At 50.3% G+C, this 20,281-nt stretch carries 16 protein-coding genes and 2 pseudogenes; 3 read left to right on the plus strand and 15 right to left on the minus strand.

The genetic code is table 11. The features are described from left to right. Positions 1 to 76 precede the first annotated feature (76 nt). From MKY48_RS24270 to MKY48_RS24300, 7 genes are all read right to left on the minus strand, one after another. Entirely contained in the window at positions 77 to 586 is a 510-nt protein-coding gene (locus MKY48_RS24270) for an ureidoglycolate lyase (protein ID WP_098748085.1), read from the minus strand. A gap of 24 nt (positions 587 to 610) precedes the next feature. Continuing rightward, positions 611 to 1,642 carry an autoinducer 2 ABC transporter substrate-binding protein gene (locus MKY48_RS24275; RefSeq protein WP_339291325.1) on the minus strand — a complete coding sequence of 344 codons (1,032 nt, stop codon included), beginning with the start codon at positions 1,640 to 1,642 and terminating at the stop codon, positions 611 to 613. 5 nt (positions 1,643 to 1,647) lie between these two features. Continuing rightward, positions 1,648 to 2,592 carry an ABC transporter permease gene (locus MKY48_RS24280; protein ID WP_076325688.1) on the minus strand — a complete coding sequence of 315 codons (945 nt, stop codon included), beginning with the start codon at positions 2,590 to 2,592 and terminating at the stop codon, positions 1,648 to 1,650. Beyond that, positions 2,589 to 3,551, minus strand: coding sequence for an ABC transporter permease (locus MKY48_RS24285; protein WP_339291326.1), 963 nt, complete (start codon positions 3,549 to 3,551; stop codon positions 2,589 to 2,591). Before MKY48_RS24285 ends, MKY48_RS24280 begins: the two co-directional genes overlap by 4 nt. Then, entirely contained in the window at positions 3,548 to 5,059 is a 1,512-nt protein-coding gene (locus MKY48_RS24290; protein WP_098748093.1) for a sugar ABC transporter ATP-binding protein, read from the minus strand. The genes MKY48_RS24285 and MKY48_RS24290 overlap by 4 nt, the downstream gene beginning before the upstream one ends. 154 nt (positions 5,060 to 5,213) lie before the next feature. Beyond that, positions 5,214 to 6,122 carry a ribokinase gene (locus MKY48_RS24295; RefSeq protein ID WP_339266881.1) on the minus strand — a complete coding sequence of 303 codons (909 nt, stop codon included), beginning with the start codon at positions 6,120 to 6,122 and terminating at the stop codon, positions 5,214 to 5,216. 18 nt (positions 6,123 to 6,140) lie between these two features. Further along, positions 6,141 to 7,157, minus strand: coding sequence for a LacI family DNA-binding transcriptional regulator (locus tag MKY48_RS24300; RefSeq protein ID WP_339291329.1), 1,017 nt, complete (start codon positions 7,155 to 7,157; stop codon positions 6,141 to 6,143). Positions 7,158 to 7,627: 470 nt separating this feature from the next. Between MKY48_RS24300 and MKY48_RS24305 the strand changes: the two are divergent. After that, a pseudogene (locus tag MKY48_RS24305) lies at positions 7,628 to 8,347 on the plus strand (IS5 family transposase). Between the two features lie 17 nt (positions 8,348 to 8,364). Continuing rightward, a pseudogene (locus MKY48_RS24310) lies at positions 8,365 to 8,641 on the plus strand (DUF711 family protein); the annotation flags it as partial. 161 nt (positions 8,642 to 8,802) lie between these two features. On the opposite strand, the gene MKY48_RS24315 reads toward MKY48_RS24310, so the two are convergent. The 7 genes from MKY48_RS24315 to MKY48_RS24345 form a co-directional block, all read right to left on the minus strand. Next, positions 8,803 to 10,764, minus strand: coding sequence for a carbohydrate-binding protein (locus MKY48_RS24315; protein ID WP_339291331.1), 1,962 nt, complete (start codon positions 10,762 to 10,764; stop codon positions 8,803 to 8,805). A gap of 381 nt (positions 10,765 to 11,145) precedes the next feature. After that, positions 11,146 to 12,156: a glycoside hydrolase family 130 protein gene (locus tag MKY48_RS24320; RefSeq protein ID WP_144023517.1), complete on the minus strand. Its 1,011-nt coding sequence runs from the start codon at positions 12,154 to 12,156 to the stop codon at positions 11,146 to 11,148. 56 nt (positions 12,157 to 12,212) lie between these two features. Further along, positions 12,213 to 13,049 carry a carbohydrate ABC transporter permease gene (locus MKY48_RS24325; RefSeq protein ID WP_339291332.1) on the minus strand — a complete coding sequence of 279 codons (837 nt, stop codon included), beginning with the start codon at positions 13,047 to 13,049 and terminating at the stop codon, positions 12,213 to 12,215. A 14-nt stretch (positions 13,050 to 13,063) separates the two neighbouring features. Then, positions 13,064 to 13,966, minus strand: coding sequence for a sugar ABC transporter permease (locus MKY48_RS24330; protein WP_018751892.1), 903 nt, complete (start codon positions 13,964 to 13,966; stop codon positions 13,064 to 13,066). Between the two features lie 106 nt (positions 13,967 to 14,072). Beyond that, a complete protein-coding gene (locus MKY48_RS24335) occupies positions 14,073 to 15,461 on the minus strand; it encodes a sugar ABC transporter substrate-binding protein (RefSeq protein WP_076325679.1) in 1,389 nt (462 codons plus the stop codon). 172 nt (positions 15,462 to 15,633) lie between these two features. Next, complete coding sequence (locus MKY48_RS24340; protein ID WP_339291333.1) at positions 15,634 to 17,265, minus strand: response regulator; 1,632 nt, start codon at positions 17,263 to 17,265, stop codon at positions 15,634 to 15,636. 3 nt (positions 17,266 to 17,268) lie between these two features. After that, on the minus strand, positions 17,269 to 19,077 hold the full coding sequence (locus MKY48_RS24345) for a sensor histidine kinase (RefSeq protein WP_339291335.1): 1,809 nt from the start codon (positions 19,075 to 19,077) through the stop codon (positions 17,269 to 17,271). Positions 19,078 to 19,277: 200 nt separating this feature from the next. On the opposite strand from MKY48_RS24345, the gene MKY48_RS24350 reads away from it, so the two are divergent. After that, entirely contained in the window at positions 19,278 to 19,565 is a 288-nt protein-coding gene (locus tag MKY48_RS24350; protein ID WP_339291337.1) for a hypothetical protein, read from the plus strand. 308 nt (positions 19,566 to 19,873) lie between these two features. Here MKY48_RS24350 and MKY48_RS24355 read toward each other — a convergent pair whose 3' ends face one another. Continuing rightward, on the minus strand, positions 19,874 to 20,008 hold the full coding sequence (locus MKY48_RS24355; protein ID WP_339266894.1) for a hypothetical protein: 135 nt from the start codon (positions 20,006 to 20,008) through the stop codon (positions 19,874 to 19,876). Positions 20,009 to 20,281 lie beyond the last annotated feature (273 nt).

Raw genomic sequence — 20,281 nt, forward strand, 5'->3', positions numbered from 1 at the left:
TGTGGCAGCACTCTCCTGATACCGCATGAATCCGCAGCTGCCGTAAGCAAGAGTATCAGGAGCCGTGCCTGCTCCCTTATTCGAATCGAACAGTGCTTCCGTTCATAAAATCAACCCACGGATTGATCATCTCATCCCCGAATTTATCCTTTTTCTTCTCGATGCCGAACATATAACGGGCGTCGTCCGCAGCCGGGTAGGCCGGGCTATGCCAGACCCCCCGATGGATGACGATAGCTTGTCCGGGCTTGATTCGGAAGCACTTGACGGTGGAAGCATCAGGGCTTTCATCCGGATTGTCAATATCCATGCACAATGCTACAGGCTGCACAATCTCACGATCAAAGGTAAGCAGAAGCTCTTCGCGGCTGACATGCCTCTCCATGGCTGTGACGACAAATTCGCGCCGCTTGGTGTCGACAAGTCCAAATCCGATGGGCTCCCATACGTCCAGCATTTGAACATAGCTCCAGCAATCCCACCCGTCACCGGATTTGGAAGGGTCAATCGCCGGCACATCCACCACTTTGCCATAGGGAGCAAAAGCCTCCTCCGTTAAATCTTCTATCTGCACCTTATACTCCATTAAGGCCGCCTCCTAAGGGTGTTATTAGAAATCAAAACTGTCCACATTATCGTTCGTGACTTCAAGCGTGCCAATAAAGACGCTTTGTCCGTCTACCTTCACTGTTCCAATCGTCGGAATCTCCATGCCGTCTTTGATTTCCTTGCCTTGAGCCAGTTGATCCATAATATAGACCGTTACGTAAGCCAGCTTGCCCGGATCCCAAATAATATCTGTTTTGATCGTGCCGTTCTTGATGTAATTTTTCACGACGCTCGGCACGGCAATGCCTGTAATGGCCACTTGGTTCTTCTCCAAAGTGCCTGCCTTTACAGCTTGCTCCACGACCTCCGCGGCTGCAGGAGGTTCGCCGCCTGCAAATCCGATAATGCCTTTCAGATCAGGATAGGTTTGAAGCAGGTTTTGCGCATTGGCATACGCCTTCTGTTGATCGTCGTCGCTTGCAACGGTCGTTACGACCTCAATATCCGGATAGTTGGCTGCAAAATAGGCTTTAGCCGCATTGGATTTGGCAATCTGGTTTTGTGAGCCAAGACCGGCTACCATGAACGCTACCTGTCCTTTGCCGCCGATTTCCTCTCCGATCGTTTTGGCCAGAAGCTCCCCGATTTCTTGGTCTGTAGCCGGAGCGACATAATATTGGCGGTCTGTGTCCGGCGCGTCACTGTCCCAGGTCACAATGTTGACACCTTGGCCTGCCGCTTTCTTGAACACAGGGCCTACCGCTTTCGCATCATTGGGCGATACGCCGATGCCGCTTACTTTGCGGGTCAGCATATCCTGAATCATATTAATTTGCTTGGAGGAATCCGCCTCTGTCGGCGCATTGAACAGAACCTTTACCTTCAAATCGGCCTCCGCCTTCTTCGCGCCCTTCTCAGCCGCCGCCCAATAAGCAGGGCCGATGGACTTTGGATTCATAAAGTAAGTTCTGGATCCCGAAGCTCCCTGGTTCGTTTTGCCTCCGTTATCCGTTTGATTCCCGCTTGTACTTCCGCATGCTGCCAAATTCAAAGCCAATACGCCCGTCAGTAACGTCAATGCCAGCTTTTTCATAGATTTCACTCTCCATTGAATTTTTTGTTTCCTACAGCAAGCAGAAGCAATGCCCCTAATATGACTGCCTGGTAAAGCACGGATACACCTAACAGATTCAATCCATTACGCAAAAACACGATGATTAGCAGCCCGACAAATGTGCCTGAAAGACTCCCCCTTCCTCCAAAAATATGTGTGCCCCCTATCAGAGTCGCTGTAATGACATCGAGCTCTATATTGGTACCCGATGTCGCCTCTGCGCTTGCCAGACGCGACACCAGAAATATACCCGCCAAGGCCGAAAACAATCCGCTAAGCATAAAGAGGATAAACCGGATGCGTACGACCGAGATACCTGAGTAGCGGACAACCTCTTCATTGTTGCCAATGCCGTACACATAAGTGCTGAATCTTGTTTTCTTCATGACAAAGCTGGCCAGAAGGAACATCACCACTAGGAAAATCGCATTAACCGGAATGCCGCCGACATACTGCTGGCCCATAAAGTAGAATGCATCCGGAAAGCCGCTAATGGGTCTGCCCTGATTGATCACGTAGACCAGACCCCGCAGCATCACGAGCATGCCAATGGTGACGACGATCGCCTGCATGCGGTGCCTTGCGATCAGATAGCCGTTAACCGCCCCGCACAGCAAGCCAGCCAGCAGCCCAATGATCACGCTGATCCATATATCGAGGCCCCGCTCAAAGGCAACTCCCATACTTACAGCGGAGAAAGCGAGAATTGAGCCTACCGAAAGATCCATGGCACCGGATATGATGATCATGGTCATCGGTATGGCGATCAGCCCTACTTCAACCATCTGGTTCAGCACATTCATAAAGTTAGTGACGGTCAGGAAATAGGGAGACAAGAAGCTGAACAGCACGATAATGACGAGCAGCAGCAGCATTTGAACGATCAGCTTATTTCCCCTAAGCGGGAACCGGCTTGTCCATGTACTCATACCAAATCCCCCTCTTTTCCTTTGTTTTGCCTTATACGCTGCAGCGTATTAATGACAATTGCCAGAATAATCAGAAAACCCGTCGCGGCATCAACCCAGAAAGGAGATACCTTGGATATAATGAGCCCGTTTTTGACAATGCCCATAAAGAGCACACCCAGCATCGTTCCGGCTATGGTGCCGACGCCTCCAAATATACTTCCCCCGCCGATAAGAACGGCTGCCATGACTTCAAACGCCAATCCGCTGCCTGCTGTCGAGGCTTGCACACTTCCTACCTTTGCTGCGAAAATAACCGAGGCGATCCCGACCAGCAAGCCGGTTAATACATACACCTTAAACTTGGTTCGGGCTACGCTGATTCCCGCCAGCTTGGCTGCTGGTCCATTCCCGCCAATGGAGTAGATTCTTCGGCCCTCACGGGCGAATTTCATTAAATAAATGAAGACCGCGATAAGAATGACGGCTATTAGCAGCGGGAAGGAAATGCCGAGCAAATACCCTTGTCCGAAGAATCGAAATCCTCCCGGCAAGTTCGTCATCCAGGTTCCTCCGCTGATCCCTACCGCAATGCCCCGGAAGATATACATGGTGGCCAAGGTGACGATGATGTCCGGTATTTTCCTAACCGCAATGAAATAACCATTGACCAGGCCGCATAGAACCCCGATGCATATCCCCATAGCGGCTGCAATCCATGGATGGATGCCATGGCTGAGAAACAATCCGACAGAAGTCGCTGTCACTGCCAGCACGGAGCCGACGGATAAATCCATGCCCCCCAGCAGAATGACCATCGTCATCCCGATCGCCACGATGAACATGGAGATGTTCTGATCCAGAATCAGCCTTATATTTTCGAATTGCAAGAAGTCAGGAGATATAATGGAAAACAACAGCGTAACGAGAATGGTAAATAAAATAATAGGCGCTTCATGCACATTTAGTAGGCGTTTCATATGCGGCCTCCTTCTGAAAGCGGATGTGAAGCACGCTGCAGCAATTGTTCCTGATCAGCCTCGCCATGTGCAAATTCATGCACGATCGTGCCTTTGTATAGCACCAGGATCCGATCACAGAGTCCAATCACCTCCGGCATTTCGGACGAAATCAGCAGGATGCTCAAGCCTTCCTGGGCCAGTTGATGAATAATATTGTAGATCTCCGCCTTCGCTCCGACGTCAACTCCCCGGGTCGGCTCCTCCAGAATAAGAATATCGGGATTCGCTGCAAGCCATTTGCCAATCACAACCTTTTGCTGGTTGCCGCCACTCAGAAAGTCTACGCTTTGGCCATCGTTGGGAGCTTTTATTCGAAGCTTCTCCATATACTCCTTGCTCATCTCTTTAATCCGCGCCTCGTCCAGCACCGTATACTTTGAAAGCTGCGGCAGCATCGGAATGGACAGATTTTGCCGAATTGACATCGGTTTAATGATGCCTTGGCGGTGACGATCCGGCGGAACATAAGCAATCTTCTTTGCTTTGGCCTGACTCGGATTATTGATTTTCACCGCTGCGCCACGAATAGTGATTTCACCCGTTCCCCGCTTTAGACCGAATAAACGCTCGGCAATCGTGTGCGTGCCCGAACCCGGAACGCCGAACAGACCTAATATCTCTCCTTTTCGCAGCTCAAAAGATACACAGTGTGCGGAATCGAGCGACAACTGCTCGACCTTCAGCACAACCTCTTGATCGTGCTTCTGTTCCCTGACCGGATATAGCTGGCCAACCTCTTTGCCCACCATCATTTGAATCAAGCTCTGTTCGGTAACCTCTTCGATTCCACGGGTATCAATCTTGGCTCCATCCCGCAGCACCGTTACCTTATCCGCAATTTCAAATATTTCCTTCATGCGGTGAGAGACATACACGATGGCTACGCCCTGCGCCCGGAGCCGGTTGACCACATCAAACATTTTTTTCACTTCGTTTTCCGGAAGCGCCGCTGACGGTTCATCCATAATGAGCACATCCGCCTGAAAAGACAGCGCTTTCGCAATTTCGATTACTTGCTGGCTGTGAACGCCAAGATGCCGGACCTCCTGGCGGACATCAATTTCACCTCCCCCTATGGAATCAACCAAACGCTGCGCCTCGTCATACATTTTGGACCACTGTATCCGGCCGAATTTGCCCACCATTTCCGGACGGTCGATAAATATATTTTCCGCGGCTGTCAAATTAGAAAACAAATTGAATTCCTGGTGGATAATGGACACTCCTTGCCGCTGGGCGTCAAGCGGGTTGCCGAATGTCACTTCTTTGCCCTTCAGTCTGATCGTTCCTTGCGTCGGTGAATATACGCCGGACAAAATTTTCATCAGCGTGGATTTCCCTGCTCCGTTCTCCCCCATAAGCGCATGGACTTCGCCCGGATAGAGCTCAAAGCTAACATCTGATAACGCTTTGACCCCTGGGAATTCCTTGCTGATGCCTTCCATTTTCAAAACCGGATGCCTCATCGTTCGACCTCCTATTCACCTTACTGAGCTGCTTTTTGGATAACTTTAACAAGACTAAGCGTTAACTCACCAAAGTCTGAGAATACAGGTGTCCCTTTCCAGGAAAGAAACCCCGTATATTACCTTTTTATAACGGTCTTATTAACCTATTGTTCTACACCGTAAGAAACGATTGTACCTGTTCTTCTGTCGGAATCGAGCTTTGGGCACCTGGTACAGATACAGCCAGCGCCGATGCCGCTGTCGCGTAGCACAGACAATCGCGCAGCTCCGCTCCCGTTACATATTTAGCTGCGAACGCTCCGATGAAGGTGTCTCCGGCCGCTGTCGTATCCACTACGTCAACCGAAAATGCGGTTAATGTGATTTGCCTTCCGGATTGGTCCATATAGATAGAGCCTTTGCTTCCCAAAGTAATAATGAGATGAGGAATGCCGTCATTAAGCAGTTTCTTTCCGGCCTCCAGGGCCTGGCTGCTTCCTTCAATACGGATGCCGCTCAGCTCCTCCGCCTCGACCTCATTCAGAATGAGGAAAGTGACCTTGCTCAGTTGGCTCTGGTCAAACCCGTCAATTGGAGCTGGATTCATAAATACCGGAATACGTTGCTCTGCCGCTTTATCCAGCACCCTTTGATTGGCTGCCGATGATATTTCATTTTGCAGCAAAATGACGTCGAAACCAGAGAGGTCCAATTTATCTACCTCGTCTGCACCATACCTTCCATTAGCGCCTGAGGATAAAATAATGTTGTTCTCGCCTGCTCCATCGATTGTAATCAAAGCAAGCCCCGTCATACACGGCTTCTCGATAACATGATCAAGATCAATCCTAGCCTCCGCCAATTCCCTGCGTATGTCGATCCCAAAGGAATCCGAGCCCAGTGCACCCGCCATAGCGACCGAAGCTCCGGAGCGAGACGCGGCAACAGCCTGGTTAGCCCCCTTGCCCCCAATAAAGAAACGGGTCTCGTTGCCCTGTATCGTTTCGCCGGGAATGGGGTGACGCTCAACCTGTGTGACAATGTCCATATTCATGCTGCCCACTACCAAGATTTTCGCCATAGCGCTCTCCCCCCAGTATTACTCCTTCAGTCTTTTGACTGAGCCGAATTTCTTCAATTCAACATCCAATATCATTTTTTTCAGCTTCGTCCGCTCTTTAGGCTCTCTCTTGATTTTTTGAATGAGCATTTCCGCCGCTTGAATTCCCATCTCTCTTGTCGGTCTGCTGACCACGGTCACTCTTGGCTGCACGAACTGGGCAAGCTCGTTATCATCAAAGCCAATTAAAGAAATATCCTCTCCGATTCGGAGATTCAAATCGCGTATCGCTTTAATCGCACCCGTACAGATGACGTTGTTAGCCGCAAATATAGCTGTCGGTGGCTGCTCGGATTGCATAAGCTCCGTCGTAAATCGGTAGCCGTCCTCTTCCAGCCAATTCCCCTGCTTGTGATAGGCAGGATCGGGTGTCAGGCCGCTCTCATGCATAGCTTGACGATATCCCCAATAACGGTCCTTGCCATCGTTAAAATCATGCGCCCCATCTATAATGGCAATGCGTTCATGACCATAGTCCACGAAATGCTTGGTCGCTTCGTACGCGCCGCGGAAGTTGTCGATTAAGACACCATCGTGGCCGCAATCGTTGATATAACGGTCGACAAGGATGGTAGGCTTGCGAATGTTCCGGTAAAACTCTGCATCCTTATGCGTACCGATTAAGATGATTCCATCCACATTTTTCCCTAGGAAGCTTTCAAAAAATTCTTCCTCCTCTGCCTCATCGCTATTCGTGGCGACTACTAGAGTAAAGAAGCCTTCCTTCTTGGCCACCTCTACCATACCGCCAATGACTGCGGTGTAGAAGGGATTCTGAATCTCCGGCACCACGACGGACAGCATGTTGGTTTTTTTATTGACCATCGATGCAGCCATCGTATTCGGAACGAAGTTCATCTCTTCGATTATTTTGAGTATTTTCTTGCGAGTGGCTTCACTTACGCGATCTCGTCCATTCATCACTCGGGATACCGTAGCTACAGATACATTTGCTTGCTTGGCTACGTCCTTAATTGTAATTTCCTTGTTCGTCATAGCCACCCCCCTTCCTTTAGTTTAAAGTCATAACGTTTTCTCAATATTTCCCTTTGATAATAAACGATATGAGTTCATTTCCCACTCTAAAAATGTAAACGTTTACGCAATTTCTGATTTTATTGTAGTTCATGATCAATCAGATTACAATAGGTTTTTTTCGAAAAATCAAAAAAATAAAACGGTTACATTTACGATTTCTACCCTATTAATGTTAGGTATTTGTTCGGTATTCAACTAAAAATCATAATATAACCTTGTTTATATGTCATATATTATAACATAAAATCAAGCTCTTCATTGGTACCGAGTAAGCCTCAGGAAAAATCACACGACTTTTATTAGAATCTAACTATCAGCCACTCCTCAAAAAAACTAGAAACGTTAACCCGTTGTTTCCCTTATTTAAAACCTCCTTTTTTAACCAATTCTTTGTTAAAACGTTTACGCAATTTGTTTGGAAATGCGCATTGTTCCCGCCCTATCAAACAGGAAGACCGTCGAAATTAAGCAATCGTACGATGTTTAACGCCTTTCTTTGGATTGCCCGAAGTGGTGAGGCATGGCGAGACTTGCCGGAAGAACGTTATGGTTCATGGAAAACGGCCTACAGTCGTTTCTGCAAATGGAGAGACTCCGGACTCCTTATCGCCATCTTCCAAGCCCTTCACATCGAACCCGATTTTGAAAACCTGAGCATCGATTCTACATCGGTCAAAGCCCACCAACACAGTGCCGGTGCAAAAAAATCGCAGATGGACACGAAGTAAACCAACACATCGGCGTCAGTCGTGGCGGCAAGACGACCAAACTTCATGCCGTAGTCGATGGATTAGGCAACCCTCTAGCTTTTCTACTGACGGGTGGTCAAGTTTATGATTCTGTTCCAGCGATCGAATTGCTTCAGGAGTTGGATATTACGGGAAGCCACATTCTTGGCGACAAAGCCTATGGCTCAGAAGCGATTCGGAACTGGATTACGACTAAACAGGCCACTTACCATTCCGCCTAAAACGAATAGTCAACATCCATGGAAGGTCGATTGGTATCGGTACAAAGAACGCCACTTGGTTGAATGCTTTTTCAATAAAATCAAACACTTTCGCCGTGTGGTCACTCGTTACGATAAGTTGGCTAAGTCATTCCTCGCGTTTATATACATAGCTTCCATTTTTAAATTGACTCAATGATAGTTTTCAGACACGCCCTAAATGACAATATTAAAAAAAGTGGCGTAATGGCCTCCTCCTATGTAGGTGGGCTTAATAGTAGAGCCTTTATTCCGGTCAATGAAGATCACGGCATGATTCAAGCAGTTCAGCGGGGTACCCTTACACTAGAGAAGCTGGAAGCTATGACCTTTGGTCGAATTTGGCGGCCTGCTCGGATATGCACCAGTTATAGCAGTAAACGGCTTCAACTGCGCGAACTTCGTTAATCGTGGCGGACGAATCTCAGCTCCAATTCATAGCTTTAAGAATTAATTGAAACCTCAAACAGCAAGTCCCTATTTCACTTAGGAGACTTGCTGTTTTTTTGTGTTAGTTGGTCAGTCGTAGAAAAAAACTTTAGCTGAATGAAGAGGCATATCATTTGATATACCCCTTTATCCATCTTATTGCAATTAAATCAAACCGTTTCCATTCTATTTGAACTGGAACCAAGTTAAATTTGCAACTGTGGTTGAATCTGACTTAACAAAAGTAACATATACCGTATGGGTTCCTACAGCTGTCCCGGCATTAAGCGGGATATTCTTGACTGACCATGTCTGCCATCCGCCTGTGCTTTCTGCCGTCCAATAACCCAGCATAGTGCCTGTAGGACTGTCCAAGTGGAATTCTATCCTTCCGCCGGAATTAGCGGATGCAACCTTCAAATCAATACTTGTTTTAGCTGTACTACCAAAGTCTACATTTTTAAATGCTATATAGTCGCCATTACTCCCTCCACCAACATCCAGCCCACCATCAGTGCTTGCCTCATAGGATATAACACCTGAACTAAGGTTATAACCTTCCGCTTCAAATTTCAATGTGTTGAATTTGGGAGCTGCAGCATAGCTGTTAGTATCTGTTATTTTCAATTCTGCGAGTGTAGTTGCCGCAACTCCACCGACGCGAACATTGTTTAATGTAACTCCGGAGACAGTAGATGTGTCACTCCAACCCTTCATTATTGAAACTTCACCTAAAGCGCGTAAATTGATATTATTATAGACCACATTTTTTATCGGACCGGTTTTTGCAGAAAGATCAAACCACCTGGAGTGAACACCGGATCTTGGCCAGAAGCCTTCTACATCTATATTGTCAAATATGATGTTTTGTGCTGCTGGAGTCCCATAAAGATGACCTACCGCTAAAGCGCGCCAGCATCTGTATACATAAGAGTTTTTAACAACTATGCCATCCTGAAGCTGTTTCACTCCATCTCCAACCTTGAATGCTCCACATCTGCTCCAAGCCAAAGCATCATCCACAACTACATTTGACTGGTTTTCAGGACTTCCCGGCCAGTTTGCAGCTATATCCGTAGTTGCTACATCCCATGTCTTAAATGAGTATGTGTCATCCTCCGATACTGCTACCGTGTGCTTTATGAGTACATTCTGGCTCTCTTGAATGTCTATTGCATCATTTTCATAATCAAGTTCATTGTTGTTGAAGTGCTTTGTATTCTGGAATGTTACGTTATTAGATCTTGTAACGATTGTAGCCCAGCCACCGCTGTCTCTTATGGTTATGCCGTCAACCGTGAAGTTGCTGCACTGCAAGGGTACAAGAATATTGTTCAAATAATTGTTTGTATTTCTCATATAATGGCCATTGCCGTCAATAGTCCCCCTGCCGTATATCTTAATATTGTTTGCATTTGTTTCGGTATAAATAAACCATGTTCCATCCTTATTCAGAGAATTCTTATGAAAATGGGTAGTGTAATCGCTTGGATTTCCTGAACCCCTTATAACAGAACCACCCTCCAGATAAACCGAAACATTGCTTTTTAGAACAAGGTTTCCGCTCTTGTATACTCCGGCTGGAACGTATACTATACCGCCGCCTGCTGCGTTAGCTGCATTTATGGCGTTTTGTATGGCAGTTGTAGCCATACCGGAACCGGTACTGTCGGCACCGTATTGAGTTTTAACATTGTATATCCCTGTACCGGATGAAGCTGGAACATTGGTTTCAAGAGCATCTGCCGCAATAACCAGATCCTTCAGATTATTGATTTTAACGATAAGATAGGTTGGTGATGAAAGTGTAAATGTAAGTGTGTTTCCGCTCTTTGTTGCGGTGATTCCCAAAGCTTTGGGAGAAATATTATAGGTATTGATTGGCTCGCTTGCTGTTATTGTGATTGTAGTCGTACCTGAAAAAGAGAAATTACAATAATTATAGTTTACAAATACCTCCGAAGTGTCGATTACCGGTATATTGGTAGAGTCTGCTGTTACTGTGTATTGATTGGTCGTGGTATAGACCGATGGTAATGGATAGCTTACAACTGAAGCCGCGTTTGCTGACGAAGGAACGACAGGTAACAGACTGGCCATACAAATAATTAATAATGCACTTAATAATTTTAACTTTTTCAACATCATTAAACACCTCTTTCATATTTTTTTAGCAAACACTAGGTCATCAGTGAATAATGATTTCACCAGTGATGCTCTATTACTCTTTTCAAAAAGTCGACATATTCCTGTTCAGCTTCGGAAGTGGCAGAGTAATACTAACCTTTTCTGCATCAGCAAAGTTTCCTTTTAAAGTACAGCCCCGGTTTTGTTGCACCTTGTGCAGGATTTCTGCGTTGGTCGCTACTACTGAGCTGTATTGTTGCATTTTATGCACAATCTCCCCACGGTCGCTGCTATTGATCTAGCATTGTTGCACTTCATACACAATCTCCGCGCAAGCCGCTCCAATCATGGCACATGGCCCCACTGTTACTCCGCATTTCCGCCCTCAGCCTGCTTCCAATCTTATCTATGCTCCGGCTCCAGACAGAGCCGGAGCAGATCGTCCACATGGGCCGTTGCCAGACATTCCACCGTATCCGCAGAGCCGTAATAGATCTTGACCTCGCCGTCATCCTCCAGAATCATCCCTCCCGGAAAAATCACATGATTGCGGAAGCCCCCGCCAATCTCATAGTCTGTCTCCGGTGCCAGCAGCGGCTGCCTGCTCATGCCGATCACCTTGCGGGGGTCCTCCAGATCCAGCAGCATAATTCCGGCGGTATAGCGTTTCTTCCAGGTGTCCTCCCAACCGTGCTTGCCTCTGGCCGGGTCCACATCCACCGCATGGAAGGTGGTCAGCCAGCCCTTATCCGTCCGGACCGGAGGTGCGGCCGGGCCGACCTTGTCATTGGCAAACGGCACCTGCTCAACGGCGAGCAGTAGGCTGGAGTTGCCCCAATGCTTCAGGTCCGGCGACTCGGAGATCCAGGCATCGAAGCGGTCCCGGCCGCCGCGGCTGTATACCGTGAAGGGACGCTCCAGCCGGACATACTTGCCGCCGATCAACTCGGGAAACAGTACCATATTGCGCAGGTCCGGTGTAGACAGGCTGAGCACCTCGAAGTGTTCCAGATCATCGGTAACGGCAATTCCGCCGCGGATGCCATGGTGCGTATCCACGGCAAAACACATATAACAACGGCCGCCGATCACGGTCAGGCGCGGGTCGTAGGCGCGGATAATTTCCTCGTCATGCATTTTGAACACTGGCTTCGGGCCGGCGGTCCAGCTCAGCCCGTCGTCACTGTAAGCAATGCCGAGATCCGTGGTGTGGTGCGGCTCAAGCGTCTGATCGACCAGTGAGCCGTAATCATTACGGAAGATCATCACATACTTGCCGTTAAATTTCGTTACACCGGCATTGAATACCAGTGCGGTGGGGTAAGGAACCTTCGTTGCATCCAGCACCGGATTGCCCGGATACCGCCGGATGAACGGGGCAGATTGCAGAATTGCCGGAGCGTGTTGAGTCATGGGGTGTACCTCCTTGAATGTTAAATATGGAATATGGGTTGCGCAGTGCCGGACCGCTACCCTTTGAGGGAACCGGCCGTCATCTGCATGAAGGATTTGTTGGCGAACAGATAGGCCACGAGAATCGGCAGAATGGACAAGCAGGCGCCCGCCATCATATAGTGGGTCTGAGAAGCGGCCGAAATCCCGTATTTCAGGTTCGCCAGCCCGACGGTCAGCGTCTGCAGCTCCGGCTTCGTCATCGTGAACACGAGCGGCAGCAGATATTCATTCCACGCGCCGCGGAAGGTGAACAGGGCACCTACGCCAAGTCCGGGTCCGAGCAGCGGCAGAATTATCCGCCAGAAGGTCCGGCCGGGAGAGCTGCCGTCCATCAGCGCCGCCTCGTCCAGCTCCCGGGGAATCCCCTTCATGAAGCTGGAGAGAATGAAGAAGATCGAAGCATGGGCGGAGATCAGAATCAATATAACGCCCCACAGGCTGCTGTGCAGATGAAGCTTAACCATCAGATCGAACTGCGGACGCAGCACGACCGCCCCTACAGCCACGAACATGGTGAAGGATTGCAGTCCGATATACAATTTTTTGCCGACAAAATCCATCCGGTCCACCACATAAGCCGCCATGGATGATACCAGCAGCGTGCCGACCACCGCCGCCAGGGAGACAATCAGGCTGTTCAGGGTATACCTGGAGAAATTGGCCTGCGCCCAGGCTTCGGCATAGTTCGAGAAGTGCCAGCTCGCCGGCAGGAAGGTCGCTCCCGCAGTAAGCTCAGCATTAGTCTTGAAGGAGCCCAGGATGGTGATAACGACCGGAATCAGCGTAATAAAAGCAACAGCCAGCAAAAAAATCCACAGGATGATATTGCCCAGTATGGTTCTTAGTCTCATAATAGCCTCACTCCTCAATCGGTCTGATTCATGCGTCTGGATGCGTAGAAATAAATGAGTGATATCATCCCTACAATGACCGCAGACACAAAGGCGACCGCACTGCCGTATCCGAACTCCTGGACCTGAACCGCCGCGCTGCTCCCGCCGACAGGGAAAAACAATTTGTACAAATACAGGAACATGACCTCTGTCTTGCCTACAGGACCTCCTTCAGTCAGAACCATGATGCTCTCGTAACCCTTCAGGGCTGTAATGATCGCCAGCATAATAACCATCTGCATCACAGGTCCGAGCATCGGCAGGGTGACATAGCGGAACTGCTGGATTCTGCCTGCCCCGTCCAGGGAAGACGCCTCATACACATCCTCCGGAATATTCTGCAGACCGGCGAGGAAGAGCAGCATATAATTGCCGACCGCCCCCCAGGCCGCAACCAGAATGACGGTGAGCATGGCATATTTCGGCCCCAGCCAGTCCACACCGGAATCGGAGAGGCCCAGGCGGATCAGAAACTGGTTGAGAATCCCGTTATATGAGTTGAAAATCGTGAAGAAGACTACGGCCATTACAGCGGTACTGATGACGGTCGGCATGAAGAAAATCCCCCGCAGCAGTTGTCTGCCCCGCAGCCCCCGGTTCAATATGACTGCCAGCAGCAGGGCCAGCGGAATGGTGATCAGCAGCTTGCCGCCAGCATAGACAAATGTATTCACCACCGAATCCCAGAACTGGGTGTCCTTCAGAATGCGGCTGAAATTGGCCAGACCGGTAAACCGCGCCGTTCCGAACCCTTTGTAATCATAGAACATATAGCGGAACGCCCAGGCAATCGGGTAAATCCCGAGAACCAACGTGAGCAAGGCACTTGGAAAGATAAAACTGTATGAAAATAAGGCATGTTTCGTTTTGTTCATCTGGTTTCTTCCGGCTCCTTTCCTTTACGACCAGAGCAGAGGGATGAGGGAGTTGCTCCCTCATCCCCTGCTATCCCGGCCTATATCTCTATCCCTAACCTTCTGTCTACTTGGCGAACTTGCCGCCCAGAGCGGCGGGATCAAAGCCGGTATCCGGCTCAGCCTTTATGCCGTCATTCGCAATCACACTGTCCAGTGCAGCGTTATAGCGTTTGTTCAGATCAGCGATAACCGCCTTCAGGTCGCCGCCGTTCAGCATATATTTGAAGAAGGCGTCATCCGATTTCATTCCTTCCGGTGCTACAGACGGATAGACCGGCCACACCCCATCGTGCTTGTTCGGCAGGAAGCCTTCAATGCCGTTCACATCCGGTGTCTTGGCTGCTGCGCTAATGGATGGAACCATGGAGATGCCGAAGCCTTTTTCCTGATAATCCGTCAGCACCTGATCGCCGTACATGAACTCCATGAACTTCCAGGCTGCTTCTTTATGCTCTGATTTCGAGCTCAGCGCCAGCCATTGGCCCCCGAGGAAGCCGGAAGCCCCCTTCACGGTGCCGTCGATGGTAGGAACCGGAGCGGCCGCCCAGTCAATCTTGGCCGGGAACTGATTCTTGTAGACGCCAGGCTCTGAGGAGTAGGACATATACATTCCGATCTTGCCTTCCGCAAACTGCGCCCGCAGCGGATCAATATCCAGCGATTCTACACCCGGCAGCATGCTGCCGTCGTCCCTGATCTGCTTAAAGGCATTGATGATCGGCTCGAAGCCGCTGAAGTCGTAGCGGGCTGTCTTGAAATCATACCCGAAGCCGCCATAGCCGCTCATCTCCGCAACCACCCGTGCCGAACGTGCGAACGCACTGCCGGGGCTCTTGAAGTTAAGGGCGAAGCCGTAAGCGCCGTCCGCTTTGCCGGCTTCTGTCAATTTCTTGGCTGTATCCACCAGCTCCTGCAGGGTAGTCGGCGGATGTTCAATGCCCGCTTTGGCGAACAGATCCTTGTTGTACACCAGACGCATGGTCGTTCCATAGTTCGGCAGACTGTAACGCTTGCCGTCGAATTCATTCAGATCCGGCATGGCCGGGAATTTCGCCTTCAGCTCATCGTTCAGGAACTCGTCAATAGGAGCGAGGAAGCCTTTTTTGTAGAAGGTCTGGATGGTATTCTCCTTCACCCGGATCACATCCGGTGCATCGGAGGTCTGGAAGGACAGATCGAGCGCGGTATCGAAGTCGTCGCCCTTGACGACCAGCTCCACCTCAATCCCGTCAGTATTGGTTGCGTTGAACTCGGCTACCTTCTCCTTCACGAAATCCGCATCGTGGCGGTCGCCTGTCCAGTAGCTGATTTTAGTTTTCCCCCCCGAGCCGGCTGTCGCCCCGTTTCCCGTGCCTTCAGCAGCATTGCCGCCGTTGCTGTTACCGTTGCCGCAGGCTGCCAAGCCAAGTGCCAAGACCAGGCTCAGAGATGTCATTAGCATACGCTTCATCATTGGTAGTGCCCCCTTATATATCCCTGCTGTATTCGCTTACAACCTGATTATAGTTCGATAGGCGCATCCAGATAAGGCGGGTAAGCCCACATTAAGGGCAGATTTCTGCAGGAGTTCTATACAGACAAGGGAGGTAATCTCCGCCCTGCGGAAATCCCTCCCCTGCTGATTCCTATTCTTTTCCAAGATAATACAATTTGAACTCGGACGGGGTCATGCCGGTATATTTCTTGAACACCTCGCTGAAATAGCGCCTGTGCTCATACCCGAGATCCTGGGCGATCTCCTGAACCTGCCGGCCGCTGATCAGCATCGCCTTGGCCTTCTCCATCTTCTCATGCATCACATACTGCTGAAACGAAATTCCCTGAACCTTCTTGAACAGATTGGAGAAATACCCCTGGCTAAGGTTAATCTGCTTCGCCATCTGCTCCAGCGACAGCCCCGTGTCCAGATGACTATGGATATATTCGACGGCCTGACGGATAATCCGCGTGGACTCCAGAGAACGGGCTTGCTCCACCAGCGCACAGGCCTCCCGGCAGAGCCAGGACAGCAGGTCCCGTATATCTTGAAGGGAAGGATGCACCTGGTTCTTCATGGCAGCAATTCTGAGTTCCAGCGGCTCCACCTGCCCATAAGGGAACTGCTCCAGCAGGACCCGGCAGATCCTGGAGCTCAGCTCATAGCCGACACTTTCAACATAACGCGGCTCAGGCAAAAGCCCGCTGTCCAGCAGCTCCGCGAACAGCTGGTCCAGCACCTGCAGGCTTTTGGCGGAATTGCCGGAACGCAGGGCGAACAGCAGCTCCTGCTCGGCGGCGGCGGAATAGCTGTGGAGCGAGAGAGGTTTATTCTCGATATTGCTATAATGATATACCCCGTTGCCCCCGGTATAGAAATGATACCCCAGCGCGCTAAGCGCCTGCCTGTACGCCGTGCCCAGCTCCTGAATCGCCGCCGTTCCCAGGCCCACGCCAATAGAAATGGTATGACGCGAGAAGCGGCTTACATTCATGCAGCAGGCCTCCGTAATCCGCGCGGCGGTCTCCGGGTCTGAGCCGTTCATGATACAGACGTACCGGTCTGTCGCCTCCCGGATAATAACGCCGCGGGTCAGGGCGGAAATCGTCTCTTCGAGAATATTGTGCAGGCTGAATCTTAGCAGCTCGACCTCCTGCACAGGCTGGCCGCCCAGCTTCTCCGCAAAATGATCGATCTCGGCGACAAACACGAAGAAATCATACTGGTCCAGCGGGATATCGAGATAGGCCCAGCGGGAACGGGCATCCGCTTCTGTCGTCTGGTGGTGCAGCAGGAAGGTGAGATATTCCTGGCGGAGGATAGGCAGACTTTCCTTGATTTTGGCCTCCATCACAGCAAGTCTGGCGGTCTCCTGACGCTCCTCCCGGCACAGCTCCCTGGCCTTCAGCACTGCATTCACAATCTCCTCCAGGGAAAAGGGCTTCTTCACGAAATCAAGCGCCCCCAGCCGGATGGCTTCCTGGGCATAAGAGAACTCCGAGTAGGCGCTGAGGATAATAATCTTGCAGTCCGGCAGCACCTCCAGAATCGCCCGGGTCATCTGTAGGCCGTCCATTCTTGGCATCCGGATATCCGTCAGCACAATGTCCGGCCGGGTCTCGCGGATGATCTGCAGTCCCGCTTCGCCGTTAAGCGCCGTACCTGTTACCTCAATACCGTGCTCCTGCCACGGCGGCTTGCGCGAGACCATCTCCACCACGCTTTTGATATCGTCGATTACACATAATTTGAACCTTTCCGGCTCCAGCTTTTGGTCCATCCTTCAACTCTCCTCCTCTGCGGGAATCCACAGATCCGTCCGTGATCCCTTACATGGTTCGCCGCCAACGTCCATACGGGCTTCGTTCCCGTAATACAAGGCCAGCCGGTGCCTGATGTTGAACAGGGCATAACCTTTCCTCGACTGCGGTGCCCTGACCATCCCCTGCTTGACCCTTGCAGCATCAAGCCCCCGTCCGTTGTCGGTAATGCAAATATGCAGCAGCCCCTGCTCCCGGCTGACCGTGATGTCTATCCTGCCTCCTATTGTCATGTCGCTGAATCCATGCTGAATGCTGTTCTCCACCACCGGCTGCAGGATAATCTTCGGCAGCAGGCAGGACAGCAGGGCCTCGTCCTCTACCGTCACCGTGTATTCAAACAGTCCTTCATAGCATTTCTGCTGAATGGCGAAATACTGCCGCATGTGGGACAGCTCATCCGCAAGGGTAATCAGATCCTTGCCGCCGCTGAGCCCGATCTGGAACATCTGCGACAACGACAGGATCATCTCATTCACATCGTCATTCTCGCCCATGACCGATTTGCAATAGATGGTATTCAACGTATTGTACAGAAAGTGCGGCTCCATCTGCGCCGTAAGGGCACGGATCTCTGCATGACGCTTGTCCTTCTCCTTCGCCTTCACATCCGAGATCAGCGTCTTAATCTCCGACATCATCCGGTTGAACTGAAAGCCAACCTGGGCAACCTCGTCCTCATAACGGCTCTCATACACCACACTGAGCTGGTTCTCTTCGACTCTGCGCATCAGCCGCCGCAGCTTGAACAGGGGCTTCAGCAGTACAGATGTCAGCTTATTGGAAATCAGCCAGGTCGCCAGCAGGAAGACAACGATGACATAGAGGGTAATGCGCTGCACCCGCTGCAGCTTACCCAGCAACTGGTCCCGCGACTGCATACCTGAGATGATCCAGTCGGGTGATACGGCTGAGCTTGTATAATTCACCAGATATTCCTTGCCGCCATAGCTGTAGTAGTGATCCTGCGGATCGGCTGCTTTTCCGGCTTCTGCAAGCACCGGCTTCCAGGGGAACCTGCCCCGGAACGGCCAGCGGGACTCCACCACCGCCTCTCCTTCCCCGTTCACCAGATAATAATTTCTCCCTGCTTGTTCTCCGCCTGTATTCAACAGCTCATCTATCCGGCTCTCCCTGATATTGACCACAATAAATACATTGCTGATCGGCGTGTAAGGGTATTCATAAATTCCCCGGACTACGAAGGAGACCACCCGCTGGCTGCCCGTGAACAACCGGTCATAATGTCCTTTGGCCCAGTAGCCGCCCGGCTGCTCCTTGCTCAGATCATATAATTCCGAGCCGTAGAACGAATTGTCCTGCGCCCGGATCTGCGTAGTGGGATAGAAATCGCCAATCGGGGTAACGATCAGCACATTCTCAATGATCGGCTGATTGAACATTGCCTGCGAGAGGACATACTGCAGATCGGACAGATGTACGTAGTAATTCGACACATCATGGCTGAACACATCGAGCATCATCTTGCGGTACGCATCGCTCAGCATCAGGGACTGCACGGACAGCGCCACATCATTCAGGCGGGAATCCAGAAGCTGGGCAGTTTTGCTTACGGTCTCCCGGCTGCCGGCGTAGGCATTATCCTCGATCTCCTGCGCGGCAATCCAATACGAGAAGGTGCCCATTGCAGTGATGGACATCGTGATCAGCACGATGAACGAGAACAGAATCCTCTGTTTGATGGATATCCGGTAATACCTGCCGGCAATCTGCTGCCGGAGCTGCCGGCCATAGGCTGTGAATGTATTCATAGTTCCCCCTTCTTGAGCATGTATCTCCCTACGATTGTCAGTTCTTGTCACTTGTACCATACGGCTGCTCCAGCCCGGCGTCAAGACAGGGCATGATTATTTAGCGGATTCCGTCCCTTATTATCAATAGGCAGGGGGCCCTCCGCATAACATGGTGCGAATTCACTAATCATGGCTCAGGTTGACGGGAAGCTGCGCGATTGAGTAATTATGCTTGTGACGGTCAGTCCATTCCGTTTGATGCCTTTCTGCGGCAAATGTTGAACGATCCAACAGTAGCAGAGCTCACTGATTTTGTTGCCTCATACGTAAAAAATAATACAATTAGCCAAACTGACGGTTTCAAGGGCGATTCTATGAAGCATGAAACAGAGATGGGGGGAACGTTGAGCAAAGTCCTGCCCCAACTGAATACTGGCAGCAACGCAATGTTCACTTATTATGGCGGCGGGGAATCTGGTCCGCTTCATGTGGTATTCCATGTATAGGTCTGGGAACAATAAACTGCTTCCATTTGCTGCTTCGACACCTGGATGAACAAGGGCTGGGACCAGTTGTTGGCATTACGATTGCGGATGTAGAGCGCTATTGAGACCAGGAGCATTGACGGACTGATCGAACGACTGGCTGACGACTATGCGGCCCGTCTTCTGGATACCGGACATCGTCAATTTCAGCTAATCGGCTACTGTTTGGGAGTGTTACTGCTAATACATAATGACCGGCGGTTGACGGCGTAAGTTGTCCTGCTGGTGACGGCCAAGCTGTCCGGTCTATGGTGTGAAGAAAGGGAGAATCATGACAATTCTCCCTGGATGACGCGTTTGATCATATGATCGTCAATGATGCGATGTTTGTTCTGCGAGCCGTAGATGAGGCTGTGCGTGCAGACCTTGTTGAAGGCATGAGTCCGGTACAGTACCGAACTCATGCCCAACAAGTTGCCTAATAAAATAATATGTCTAACTTTATGGGGTCACTTCATAGCGGGTGGTTTTTTGTTTCGCGCGTTTCACGCACTCAACTGGCTAAAGCCATAATAAAAACAGTCCACTAGATTTTTAATCTAATGAACTGCTCTTAGTAAAGTAATACCGGCGAGAGGACTCGAACCTCCACGGTTTCCCACTCGATTTTGAGTCGTACATGTTATTGTCCAAGAAGAGGAACATAAAACCCGCGAAAAACCTTGTAAAATCAAGGT

Origin of the sequence: Paenibacillus sp. FSL W8-0187 (assembly GCF_037969755.1) — a bacterium.
Lineage (GTDB): Bacteria > Bacillota > Bacilli > Paenibacillales > Paenibacillaceae > Paenibacillus_AQ.